The following is a 12066-nucleotide window of genomic DNA, read 5'->3' on the forward strand; positions in this document are numbered from 1 at the left end:
TGTGCCGGCCGGTGGTCAGCCGGTTGCCCGGTCGTCGTCCGCCGGTTCCTGTTCCGGGGCCGTGTGCCGGCCGGTGACCAGCAGGGCACCGGCCGGGGTGCGGCGGGCCAGGAAGCCCGTGCGCAGCCAGCCTCCGGGGGTGTAGGAACGGGCGTCGTGCTCCGGTGCCCGGTAGTAGCCCCTGGGCGTGTACGGGCCGCGGGCCAGCAGCTCGCCGGGCTCCCCGTCCGGCACGTCCGCGCCATCGGCGCCGACGACGCGGAGGTCGTCGTCCGGCGAGAGCGGCCGCACCCGCCCCTCCGGCTCCGTCGCGTCCTCCTCGCCGGGGCCGGACAGCAGCAACGGCCCCTCCGCCAGGCCGAACACCCGCTGCACCCGGCAGCCCAGCGCCCGGCCCAGTCCCTCCGCCGTCGCCCCGGACAAGGCCGCGTCCCCGCCGGCCTGGACGAGGCGGAGGCTGCCGGTACCTGCTCCGTCCCCGTCCGCGGGAAGCGCGTCGAGCCAGCGTCCGGCGGCGTCCGCCGTGAGCGACGTGACGGTGACCGCCTCCCGCGCGACGAGCGCCAGGCACGCGCCGGGCTCCGGGCCGTCGGCCAGGACGACCGTGCCGCCGACGGACAGGGTGCCGACGACCCCGGGGCCGCCCAGGACGAACGGGGACCCCGCGGCCGGGACGGCGAGGTACACGTCGTCCTCGGTGAGCGAGACGAGCTCGGCCGCCGCCCGCGCCTGGTACGCGTAGTCGTCGTGCGTCCGGGGCACGAGCACCGGCTCCCCGGTGACGGCGCCGGCGGGCAGCAGGAACGCCACCTGGTCCGCGCCCTGCACCAGCGCCGGCGCCGGCGGGGCGTCGACGTTGCCGAGCGGGCTGTACTGGCAGCCGGCCGGATCGGTCGTCAGGCCGCCGTACGGGGAAGAGGCGCCCGGCGCGTCGAGGGTGAACACCCGCCGCAGGAAGGGCCAGCGGGCCGCGATGTCCGCGGCGGCCGCCGTCGTGTCGAACTCCGGGTGCTCCGCCAGGGCGGCCCAGCCCACGGCCTGGGTGACCCGCGCGAGCCGGGTGATCTCGGGCGCGCCGTACGAGAGGGGGCAGAGCACGGGTACCAGTCCGGCCCGCATCAGCGCGAACAGCGTGACCACGGCCTCGGGGACGCTCGGCAGCTGGACGAGGACGCGCTGCCCCGGGTGCAGGCCGCGCAGCCGGAAGCCGGCCGCCCTGCGCTCCACCCGCCGGTTCAGGTTCGCGTACGTCACGCGCTCGCCGTCGTGCACGAGCGCCGTCCGCGGCCCGTACTGCAGGGCCCAGCCGCGCAGCAGGTTGTCCAGCGTGTTGCCGCGCCAGTGCCCGGCCGCCCAGTAGCGGTCGACGAACGCCCCGGGCCAGGGCGTACAGCCGTCGAGCGTCGGTGCCATGTGCTTCCCCCCCCCGTGCCGGTCGATCTGGCCAGCTCTGCCGGTCGATCGTGGTCATCCCTGCCGGTCGATCGTGGTCATGCCTGCCGGTCGATCTTGGTCATCCCACCCGTGGACGCCCGCCGGCCGCAAGGCGCGTTCCCGACCAGCGGTGCGGGCCGCCCTCGGCAGAACGTCCAAGGGCGCCCGAGGTCGCCCGAGGTCGCCCGAGGACGTTCAAGGTCGCCCGAGGTCGCCCGAGGTCGCCCGAGGTCGCCCGAGGACGCCCGAGGTCGCCCGAGGACGGGTGGCGTAGCCGGAGGGCGCCCGGCCTCCGGCCGGTCAGCACCACACCTCGGCCACCGCCGCCGCGCAGCGCGCAGCCTGGGCGTGCCCGGCACGGGCGGCGGCCGGGCGGCGGGACTGGTCGAGCATGTTCCGTCCCAGGACCCGCCGGGCCTCCCGGTCGGGGGCCAGGACCAGGGCGCGGGCACCGCGGGCCACGAGCTCGGCGCCCTGTGCGAGGGCGTGCGGGTGCGGCCCGACCGCCTTGGGGACCGGGGCGAGGGCCACCACACGCCCGTACCCCTCCGCCAGGTGCACGTTGGCCGTGGACCGGCTGCCGCCGTCCATCCAGCGCCGCCCCTCCAGGGTGACCGGCGGCCAGACCACCGGCACCGCGCAGGCGGCGGCCACCGCCTCGGTGAGGGTGACCCCCGAGTTCCGGTCGAAGACCGCGAGCCGCCCGGTCTCCGCGTCGACCGCGGTCAGCCGCAGGTCGCGGTCCGGCCAGGCGCGCACTCCTTCCAGGAGCGTGCCGACGGTGTCCAGGACCGCCCGTTCGGGGACGGTACGGGAGGCCAGCGCGGCCCGGCCGAGCCGGCGCACCGAACGCTCCGGGTCCCGCGAGCCGAGCGCCGCCCACAGGAAGCGCGCAGTCTGGCCCGCCGTGACGCGGACGTCCACGACAGGGGTGCCGGCGAGCTGACCCCCGTACAGCTCTCCGGCGCCCACCCCCGCGGTGATCCGGGCGCCGAGCACGGCACCCGCGGACGTGCCGATCACGGTGCCGGCGCCGGTGAGGTCGAGCCCCGCCTCGGCGAGCCCCGCCAGCAGGCCCGCCATCCACGCGCCGCCGACCGCGCCGCCCCCGCCCAGCACCAGAGCCGTCCCGGACACGCCGACCCCCTTCGTCCTTGAAGTGGGGAGTGCCCCCCGTTTTGCTCGCCGACGATAGCATCCGTACCGGGGAGAGGTCCCCGGTACATCGCCGAAGCGGAGGAGCGGACATGGCGGACATGGCGGACGGCTCGGAGCGCACGGTTCCGGTACGGCGGGACGCGCGGCGCAACCGCGAACTCCTCGTCGCCGCCGCCCGGGAGGCCTTCGCGGCCCACGGCCTGGACGCGCCGCTCGACGACATCGCCCGCCGGGCCGGGGTCGGCAACGCCACCCTCTACCGGCACTTCCCCACCCGCGCCGATCTCGTCGAGGCGGTCTTCCGGGGTACCCTCACGGGCACCATGGCCGCCGGTGACGAGGCGCGGCAGGCGCCGGACGCGTGGGAGGGGCTGGCCGGCTACCTCGACGCGGTCTTCGCCGTACTGGCCGCCGACCGGGGCACCAACGACCTGATGACCACCGGGGTGGAAGGCGTGCCGTCGCTGGACGCCGTGCACGCCCACAACGCCGAGACCGTCGCCCTCCTGATGGCCAGGGCGCGAGAACAGGGCACCCTGCGCGCCGATCTCGCCCTGGAGGACCTGCTGTTCGGTCTGGCGGCACTCGGCCGGGCGGTCCCGGCCCTGGAGGCCACCGCACCCGGGGCCTGGCGCCGCCCCCTCGCGCTGTTCCTGTCCGGCCTGCGCGCCTCCACCCCCATGCCGCCGCTGCCGGCCCCCGCCCTCACGCCCGCCCAACTGACCGGAACACTCCGGGCGCTGGGCCCGCACAGGGCACGCTGAGGGGGCCGGCGGGTTTGGGTGAGGCGGGTCGGCGGGTTCGTCGGGCGCCGCTTGTTCGGGGTGCCGGTTCGTCGGGTGCCGGCTGTTCTGGTGGGGCGACAATGCCGGGACCTGAGTGCGCCGAAGCTTCTGGGTGCCTTCTGCTCCGCTGGCCCGCCGGAGCTCGCTTTGGTGGTGGGTCGTGTGGTGTGTGGGTCCCCTCGGTGCTTGACCCGTCGTGGCCTGCAGGCCCTGCGGCAGGCCCACCCCGGGGGCAAGGGGGCTTCGCCCCTGGCCTTCGGCCACCCCCGGCCCGGGCCTGCCTCCGGTCCAGCCTGCCACGACGCCTCAAGCACCTTCCCCACACACCACACGACCCACCAGGGCAGCCCAGGGGGAGTGGCCCTCAAGTACCTTCCCCACGCACCGCAGACCCATCAGGCCGCGGAAGCGGGCAACGGGCCCGTGTTCGCGGTCCTATACTCCCCACCTGCACGGCGACGGGAGACACAGTGGCGGAGTACCTTGACCTTTCGCTGGGCGCGGGGGTCCTGGCCGTGGCCGGACCCGCGCTGGCGGTGCGGCTGGCGTCACTGCCGCTGCTGACGCGGGCTCAGGGGGCGGTACGCCGAAGGGCGTCGGCCGACGGGCCTTCCCCGGGCCTCCTCCCGGCACCCGTGGCCGGGGAACTGGCCCTGGGCGCTGCGGTCGGGGCGGGCCTCTGGATGCTTCTGGACTCGCACTGGCTCACCGCCTTCGCCCTGCTGTCGGAACCCATCGCCCTCGGGCAGGCCTGGGTCCTGTCCCTGGCCTACGGCCTGTCCCTCGCGGCCGCGCGAACCTCCTTCATCGCCGTCGGCGTCCCGCTCCTGTTGCTCTGGCTGTTCCTCTGGCACCGCACCCGGCGCAACCTGCTGGCCGGTCCCGGGTCGCCCCCGGCCCGGACCGTGCCTGCCGCGCAGCTCGCCGTACGGCTGGTGGCAGGCCTGTTCCTGCCGGTCGGCCTGGTGCTGGCGGCCCTGGTCTTCCAGGCGGTCGCCCTGATGGTGAGCCGACGTGCGGTCCCGGCAGGGGCCGCCCCGCCCGTCCCGCAGCAGGCGGGCCCGTACGCCCCGCGCACCCCGTACGCAGGAGCATCCCCGTACGCGGAACCCAACCCCTACGCCCGAACGGCACCGGCCGAGGCCGCGCCGGCCCTTCCCTACACCGCTCCGGTCGGGTACCGGGAACTGCGCCCGCACGAGCCGCAGTCCATCGGTGGCTACCGCCTGCTCGGCCGGATCGGGGCCGGCGGCATGGGCACCGTCTACCTCGCCCGGCGCGAAGGGGCGGCGACCCAGGTCGCGCTGAAGACCCTGAACCCCGAACTCCTGGACCAGGACGACCTGCTGCGCCGCTTCGAGCGGGAGGCGGAAGTCCTGGCCATGGTCCCGGGGGCGTACACGGCCCGGGTGCTGGACTCCGGGGTGGACGCCGGACGGCCTTACCTGGTCATGGAGTTGCTTGACGGCCGGCCCCTCGACGCCCACCTGGCCGAACAGGGGCCGGTCCGGGCCCCCGAGGCGCTCCGCGCGCTCGCGCTGGCCCTGGCCGTGGCACTGTCGGGCGTGCACCGGCTGGGCCTGGTCCACCGGGACCTCAAGCCGGCCAACATCATGCTGACCAGCGCCGGGCCCCGGCTGCTCGACTTCGGCATCGCGGCGATCGTGGACGGGACGCGGCTCACCCGTACCGGCGGCGGGCCGGGCACGCTGACGTACATGGCGCCCGAGCAGTTCGGCGAGGCCCAGGCGGGCCCGGCCGCGGACGTGTGGGCGTGGGCCTGCTGCGTGGTGTGCGCCGCGCACGGTACGAGTCCCTTCGCGGCGACCAGCACGGGCGCGGTGATCCGGCGCATCGTGGAGACCGGCCCCGAACCCGCAGCGGTGGCGGCGGTCCGGGCCCTGGACCCGGCCCTGGCGGCCACCGTGGCCCACGCCCTGACCCCCGACCCGGACTCCCGCCCGGCCGACGGCGCGGCCCTGGTCACCCTCCTGACCCCCGACCACCCCCTGACCGTCCCGGACCAGATCACCCGGGGCTGGCGCACACTGCCGCTGTGAGCGGTGTGGCGGCCGCTCAGCGCCGGCCGCCGAACTCCCACTCGTGGACCTCGACGGAGGCGTAGCGCTCGGCGGGCAGGAGGCCGCGGGCGGCATCCGCGTCCACCGCCCGCACCAGGGCTGCCGTGCCGAGCCAGGCGGTGCCGTCGTCGGACAGCAGCGGCCCGTACGCGATCAGGTCGTCCCCGTCCCACCCCTCGGCCGGCACATCGGCGTCGGTGGTCTCCGCCGGAGCCGAGGCGAGGCCGAGCACGAGGAACCGGTTCCCGCCCTCCCGGCCGCCGGGGAACTCCCACATGGTGCGCCCGAGGACGTTGCGCCACCGGAGCAGCAGCACGTCCCGGTACACGCCGGCCTGGTAGCCGGGCTCGTCGAACGCGAACGCCCGGGCAGCGGCGGGTCCGGGCAGGCCGACGATGTGCACGCTGCCGCTCGGCACGTCGCCGTCGGGCGCGAAGGTCGGACCCCGGGCGATCATCTCGGGAAACCCGTCCATGTACGACCAGTGCCGCTCCAGCAGCTCCATCCGGAGCGCCGCCGACCCGGCCCGGTCACGGTGGTAACAGAAGAACTCCATGCGGGTCATTCTCCCGACCACCTCCGCCCCGCAGGGGGCAGCCCCCACGCCCTTACACACCGGCCAGCACCGCACCCAGCCACGCACCCGCGATCAGAAGGCAGGCGAAGAGCTCCACCAGCACGCTCGTGCCCACCGACCGCATCACCACCCGGGTCGAGGCGGCGGCCTCGCCGTGGCTGCCCAGCCGGAGGCGCTCGCACAGGTAGATCCCGCCGACGAACCCCGGGATCGCTCCGACCACCGGGACGAGGACGAATCCGACCAGCGCCCCCGAGCCCGCGAACACCGCCATCCGCCGGGACGCCCCCGTGCCCCGGAGCCGCCGCGGCGGAAGCTGCCACTTGACCACCTGGATGAACAGCAGCAGCGCCGTCGCGCCCACGAGCAGCACCCAGGCCACACCGGTCTGCTCGTGCAGGGACCACCACAGCAGCCCGGCCCAGACCAGCCACGTGCCCGGTACGCCGGGGACGAGCACCCCGAAAAGGCCGAGCAGCAGCACCAGGCCCACCAGAACTTGCTGCGGCCCGTCCATTTCCCCAGCCTGCCGGACGTCCCGCCCCCCGGCCACCGCTGACCTTCCCGATGGATGGGCGGCTTATGTCCGACCCCAGCGGGCCCGGAGGCCGCTGAGACGGCTGGTGGGCTTACGGACGCTGTCGCGTCCGCCCCGTGGGGCGGGCCCGCACCTCGGTGCGGGGATCCGCACCCGGTACCGGACGGGGCACGGGATCCCCCTGGGCGTTCCTCTGGGGGTGTCCGCCGAGGTCTTTGCCTTCCGGGCCGGGGTGCCCTGTCAAGGGTGGAACGAAGTGGAATCGCCGAAGGCGACGCGGAGCGCAGCGGAGCGCCCTTGACAGGGTGCCCCGGCCCGGAAACCCTCGGTCGGCGGACGCCCACAGACCGGGCCGGCACCCGAAGCTCCCGGACACGGAGGTATGCCTTCGAGGTACCGCTTCGCCGCGTGAGTTCGCCGCGTGAGTTCGCCGCGTGAGTTCGCCGCGTGAGTTCGCCGCGTGCGTGCGCCGCGTGAGCCGACGCCCCTACCGGGCCACCCACCCCCGCTCGTACGCGTGCCACCCCAGCTGCAGCCGCGTCGTCACCCCCGTGATCTCCATCAGCCCCTTCACCCGCCGCTGCACCGTCCGCAGTCCCAGGTCCAGGTGCTTGGCCACGCTCGCGTCCGTCATCCCCGACAGCAGCAGCGACAGGATCTGCAGGTCCGTCGTGTCCGGCACCGTCTCGCCCTCCGCCACCGTGCCGGCCGTACCCAGCCGCAGCGGCAGCGCCTCCCGCCAGACCGCCTCGAAGAGGCCCATGAGGGACTCCAGCAGCCCGCTCGCGTGCACCACCAGCGCCGCAGGCTCCGCCGAGCCGCGCCCCGTCAGCGGCACCATCGCCAGGTTCCGGTCCGCGACCACCAGCTTGGTCGGCACCCGCCCCGTCACCCGGATCTGCTCACCGCGCTCCAGCGCCGAGGTCGCCTCCGCAAGCCCGGCCGGCAGGGCGAGGACGTCCCGCTCCAGCACCACCCGGTACTCGACACCGCGTACGGCGGCCTGCTCCTCGGCCTCGTTGTCCGGCCCGCTGACCACCTGCGGCTGCCCGGTGACCAGTGCGCAGACCTCTTCCACCGCCCCCAGCTGGAGCTGGACGAAGCGGTGCGCGACCGCGCTCGCTCCGGTCACCACCTCCACCAGGTCGTGCACCGCGGGCTCCGTGGCCTCCGCCCGGTACTCCTCCGCCAGCAGCGCCGCCGCCAGCTCGGCCTGCTCCAGCTCGTGCCGCTGCTGCGTCAGCAGCGCCCCCAGCGCCACCCCCGGCGGCGCCGCCACCCAGCGGCCCGGCCGCGCCGACGACTGGGCCGCCAGCCCGTGCCGCTCCAGGTGGCGCAGCACCCGCTCCGTCTGCGGCACGCCCAGCGTCAGCCGGTGTGCCAGATCGGGTATCTCCGCCGCCCCCAGCGCGACCAGCGCGCGATAAGCGGACTCCTGGGCCTCGTCGAGCCCTATCGCACCCAACACGCGAAACCACCTCTCCTCCGACCGGTTTCCGGCCGCGGTCGACGGCGGGAAACAGCCACGGCGCAAACCCGCCGGAGACATCATCACCGCATCGCCCGCCACTCTGCCAAGGTGACGCCACCGCAGCACCAACATCCGCTGGTCATACGCCCCTTGCCGGGCCCCTTTTGGGCTCCTCTGCGCGCGATGGCCGGAAATCCACCCTGGGAGAGCGATGCGCCCGATATCGCGTACGGCGTGGGGAGCGGCGACAGCCGTCGTCCTCGCCGTCACCGCGGTCGCCCCGTCCACGGCACAGGCCGGAAGCGGAACGTCCGGAAAGCGTCCCCTCGTCGGCAGCGAGACCGCCGCTCGGCAGCAGCGCGGCCCGGTGACCGTCACCCTGGTCACCGGCGACCGCGTCCTCGTCAGCACCGACGCGGCCGGCCGCACCGCCGCCACGGCGCTGCCGGGCGAGGACGGCAGCCTGCCCCTCGTCCAGACCCGCCGGTCCGGCGACGACCTGTACGTCTACCCCGAGGGCGCCGTCGCCGCCCTCGCCGCCGGGACGGTCGACGAGCAGCTCTTCAACGTCACCGGGCTGATCCGCCAGGGCTACGACGACGCCCACGCCAAGGCACTGCCCCTGATCGCCGTGTACGACGGCTCCGTCGACGTCGCCCGCACCGCGCCCGCCGCCCCGCGCGGTGCCGAGCGCACCCGGCTCCTCGACTCCGTCGGCGGCGTCGCGCTCACCGCCGACAAGCGGCAGGCCGCGCAGTTCTGGGCCGAGCTCACCAACCCCCGGTCCCGCTCGGTCCGGGGGCTGAAGAAGCTCTGGCTCGACGGCAAGGTCCGGGCGAACCTGGAGCGCTCCACCCGGCAGGTCAACGCCACCGCCGCCTGGGCCGCCGGATACGACGGCAAGGGCACCCGTGTCGCCGTCCTCGACACCGGTGCCGACACCGCCCACCCCGACCTCAAGGGCCGGGTCGCCGCCTCGGAGAACTTCACCGACTCCGACACCGCGGACGACCGCCAGGGCCACGGCACCCACACCATCTCCACCGTCGGCGGCTCCGGCGCAGCCTCAGGCGGCGCCGGGAAGGGCGTCGCGCCCGGCGCCGAACTCCTCAACGGCAAGGTCCTCAACGACGGCGGCTACGGCCTGGACTCGTGGATCATCGCCGGCATGGAGTGGGCCGTCGCCCACAAGGCCGACGTCGTCTCCATGAGCCTCGGCGACCCCTCCCAGCGGGACTGCACCGACCCCCTCGCGGCCGCCGCCGAGGCACTGTCCCGCACCTCCGGCGCCCTCTTCGTCATCGCCGCCGGCAACTCGGGCCCCGGCCCCAACACCGTCTCCTCTCCCGGCTGCGCACCCAGCGCACTGACCGTCGGCGCCGTCGACCGCGACGACTCCACCGCGTACTTCTCCAGCCGCGGCCCGGCCGGCCTCGCCCACACCCTCAAGCCCGAGATCGCCGCCCCCGGAGTCGGCATCTCGGCCGCCGCAGCCGGCGGCCGCGGGGTGTACGCGTACCAGTCCATGTCCGGTACGTCGATGGCCACCCCGCACGTCGCGGGCGCCGCCGCCATCGTCAAGCAGCGCCACCCCGACTGGACCGGCGCGCAGATCAAGGCCGCCCTCACCGGCTCCGCGAACACGGAGCTCCCCGGCGACGCCCGCGAGACCGGGGCCGGACGCCTCGACGTACTGGCCGCCGTCCGCACCACCGTCACCAGCGCCCCCGCCGTCCAGGGCGGCAGCTTCAACTGGCCCCAGGACCGCAGCGACCGGACCACCGTCCAGGTCCCGTACACCAACCACGGCACCACACCGGTCACCCTGAGCCTGGCCGTGCGGAAGGTCACCGGCCACGACGGCTCGGCGGTCCGCAGCGGTGTCGCCCGGCTGGGCCGGACCACCGTCACCGTGCCGGCCGGCGCCACCGTCGGGGTCCCGCTGGCCCTCGACCCCACCGCCCGGCTGACCCGCGCCCAGTACGGCGACGTCACCGGCCGCATCGTGGCCACCGCCAAGGGCGTCAGCGTCTCGACCCCCTTCTCCCTCCACGTACAGCCGGAGACCGTCACCCTGCGCGTGAAGCTGGTCGACCGGGCCGGGAAGCCTGCCGGGGGACCGTCCTCCCTCGACGTCATCGGCACCGACGACGCGAGCGGCGAACGGCGCTTCAACGACGGCGCCGCCGACCAGGTCTACCGGGTCCGCCCGGGCGCGTACTTCCTCTCCGCCTTCGTCGGCACCCCCGACCGGGAGGAAGGCGCGACGCTGATCGACTCCCTCACCTACCTCGGCCGCCCCCAGGTCGAAGTCAGGAGGGACACCACCGTCGTCCTCGACGCCCGCAGGGCCGCCCGGCTGCGCATCGCCGCCGACCGGCCGGCCGAGGTCCGCGGCGGCACCCTCGCCTTCGCCCGATCCTGGGACGACGTGTGGCTGCACGCCGGCACCGCCGCGGGCGGCCGCAACATCCGCGGCTTCTACGCCTCCGTCGAAGGCCGCGCCACCGACGGAGAGTTCGAGTTCGGCAGCTACTGGCGGGCCGCCGCCCCGCTGGTCACCGAACTCAAGGCCGTCGGCGGACCGGTGCTGCACCCCAACACCGCGAGCACCGGCAGCGACAACCTCGACGGCACCGGCAGCGCCCGCCTGGTCGACGCCGGCACCGGCACCCCCGGGGAACTGGCCGCCGCCGGCGTCAAGGGCGCCGTCGCGCTGGTCCGTTCCGAGGACGGCTCGCTGTACGAGGCCGCGCAGGCCGCCAAGGCCGCCGGGGCCGTCGCCCTGCTCGCCCACCGCACGGCCCCCGGCCGCTGGTACGGCTTCACCGGCTACGCGGGCGGCGCCCTGCCCGCCCTGAGCATCGACTCCACCGAGGCCGCGGCCCTGCTCGCGAAGCTGGGGACCGGCCCCGTCACGCTGGCGTGGAAGGCCACCGCGAAGAGCCCGTACCTCTACAACCTGGCCTTCCCGGAGACCGGCACCGTCCGCGGCGACCGCACCTACCGGGTGCGCGACCGCGAGCTGGGCCGGGTGGAGGCCGCGTACCACTCCATGGGCGTGGCCGCCGACTACGTCGACACCACCGCCGCGTACCGGCCGACCGGCAGCGCCGTCTACTTCGGGGGCATCGAGACGGTCGCCGTGCCGGGGAAGCGCACCGAGTTCTACACCGCCGGGGACACCGCCTGGGACCACCTGGTCTCCAGCAGCTTCCCCTGGGGCGAGTTCATGACGGACCAGCAGCGCACGTACCGCTCGGGCACCACCCGGTCCGAGAGCTGGTACGACGGCGTCGTCGGCCCGGTCGCCCCGCGCGGCACCGACGGCAGGGAGGCGCTCGCCGCCGAACGCCAGGGCAACCTGATCGGTTTCGCCCCCGCCATGTGGGGCGACACGGGGCACTACGCCCAGCCGGGCGGCTTCGGCGACATCGGGAACCTCAGCCTGACGCGGAACGGCGAGGTCGTCGGCGACAGCCCCTACCCCTTCGGGGTCTTCGAGGTACCGGCCGAGGAGGGGCGGTACGAGCTGACCCAGAACGCGGAGAAGTGGGGTCCCCCGGCCCGCGTGTGGCAGCGGTCCACCGGGATCCGTACCACCTGGGGCTTCACCTCGAAGCTCGACGGGTCGGCGTACTCCCAGGGCCTGGGCATCCTCTTCCCGCGGATCGCGCTGCCCGGCGCGGACGGGACGAAGACCCTGCCGGCGGCCGACGGCCAGACGGTACGGCTCTCCGCGACCGGCCACGCCGGGTACGCGCCCGGCGCGCTGACCGCCGCGAAGCTCGCGTACTCGTACGACGGCGAGCACTGGACCGAGGCCACCGTGCGCCGTGACGGCGCCGCGTGGACCGCGGTCGTGGACCACGCGGGGGCCTCCGGCAAGCCGGTGTCCCTGCGGGTGGAGCTCACGGACGCCAAGGGCAGCACCGTGAGCCAGACCGTGGCGCGGGCGTACGACGTGCGCTAGCCACGGCCGTTGAGACGGGTCCGCCGGGCGACCTTCCCGTGGGGGGTGG

8 protein-coding genes are annotated in these 12066 nt (G+C 75.3%); 3 read left to right on the forward strand and 5 right to left on the reverse strand.

Annotated features, from left to right (window positions below):
* Positions 1-15 precede the first annotated feature (15 nt).
* Positions 16-1413: an AMP-binding protein gene (locus tag ACIQUQ_RS34085; protein ID WP_403983846.1), complete on the reverse strand. Its 1398-nt coding sequence runs from the start codon at positions 1411-1413 to the stop codon at positions 16-18.
* A 321-nt stretch (positions 1414-1734) separates the two neighbouring features.
* Entirely contained in the window at positions 1735-2571 is an 837-nt protein-coding gene (locus ACIQUQ_RS34090; RefSeq protein WP_403983848.1) for a patatin-like phospholipase family protein, read from the reverse strand.
* A 119-nt stretch (positions 2572-2690) separates the two neighbouring features.
* Here ACIQUQ_RS34090 and ACIQUQ_RS34095 point away from each other — a divergent pair, with 119 nt between their 5' ends.
* Both ACIQUQ_RS34095 and ACIQUQ_RS34100 read left to right on the forward strand, forming a co-directional pair.
* On the forward strand, positions 2691-3356 hold the full coding sequence (locus tag ACIQUQ_RS34095) for a TetR/AcrR family transcriptional regulator (RefSeq protein ID WP_403983906.1): 666 nt from the start codon (positions 2691-2693) through the stop codon (positions 3354-3356).
* A 491-nt stretch (positions 3357-3847) separates the two neighbouring features.
* A complete protein-coding gene (locus ACIQUQ_RS34100) occupies positions 3848-5437 on the forward strand; it encodes a serine/threonine-protein kinase (RefSeq protein WP_403983850.1) in 1590 nt (529 codons plus the stop codon).
* Positions 5438-5453: 16 nt separating this feature from the next.
* Here ACIQUQ_RS34100 and ACIQUQ_RS34105 read toward each other — a convergent pair whose 3' ends face one another.
* The 3 genes from ACIQUQ_RS34105 to ACIQUQ_RS34115 all read right to left on the reverse strand — a co-directional run bounded on the left by ACIQUQ_RS34105 (position 5454) and on the right by ACIQUQ_RS34115 (position 8041).
* Positions 5454-6014: a YciI family protein gene (locus ACIQUQ_RS34105; protein WP_403983852.1), complete on the reverse strand. Its 561-nt coding sequence runs from the start codon at positions 6012-6014 to the stop codon at positions 5454-5456.
* 52 nt (positions 6015-6066) lie between these two features.
* Positions 6067-6552, reverse strand: coding sequence for a DUF456 domain-containing protein (locus tag ACIQUQ_RS34110; protein ID WP_403983854.1), 486 nt, complete (start codon positions 6550-6552; stop codon positions 6067-6069).
* Between the two features lie 508 nt (positions 6553-7060).
* Positions 7061-8041, reverse strand: a complete 981-nt coding sequence (locus ACIQUQ_RS34115; protein ID WP_403983856.1) for a helix-turn-helix domain-containing protein — start codon at positions 8039-8041, stop codon at positions 7061-7063.
* A gap of 214 nt (positions 8042-8255) precedes the next feature.
* Between ACIQUQ_RS34115 and ACIQUQ_RS34120 the strand changes: the two genes are divergently transcribed.
* Positions 8256-12017: a S8 family peptidase gene (locus ACIQUQ_RS34120; RefSeq protein ID WP_403983858.1), complete on the forward strand. Its 3762-nt coding sequence runs from the start codon at positions 8256-8258 to the stop codon at positions 12015-12017.
* Positions 12018-12066 lie beyond the last annotated feature (49 nt).

The sequence above is a fragment of the Streptomyces sp. NPDC101118 genome (genome assembly GCF_044759445.1).
GTDB lineage: Bacteria > Actinomycetota > Actinomycetes > Streptomycetales > Streptomycetaceae > Streptomyces.

What these genes read in the sequence shown, in the direction of transcription:
- ACIQUQ_RS34110 (WP_403983854.1), bottom strand. Translation starts at nt 6,552, where the DNA reads ATGGACGGGCCGCAGCAAGTTCTGGTGGGCCTGGTGCTGCTGCTCGGC.
- ACIQUQ_RS34095 (WP_403983906.1), top strand. Translation starts at nt 2,691, where the DNA reads ATGGCGGACGGCTCGGAGCGCACGGTTCCGGTACGGCGGGACGCGCGG.
- ACIQUQ_RS34120 (WP_403983858.1), top strand. Translation starts at nt 8,256, where the DNA reads ATGCGCCCGATATCGCGTACGGCGTGGGGAGCGGCGACAGCCGTCGTC.
- ACIQUQ_RS34085 (WP_403983846.1), bottom strand. Translation starts at nt 1,413, where the DNA reads ATGGCACCGACGCTCGACGGCTGTACGCCCTGGCCCGGGGCGTTCGTC.
- ACIQUQ_RS34105 (WP_403983852.1), bottom strand. Translation starts at nt 6,014, where the DNA reads ATGGAGTTCTTCTGTTACCACCGTGACCGGGCCGGGTCGGCGGCGCTC.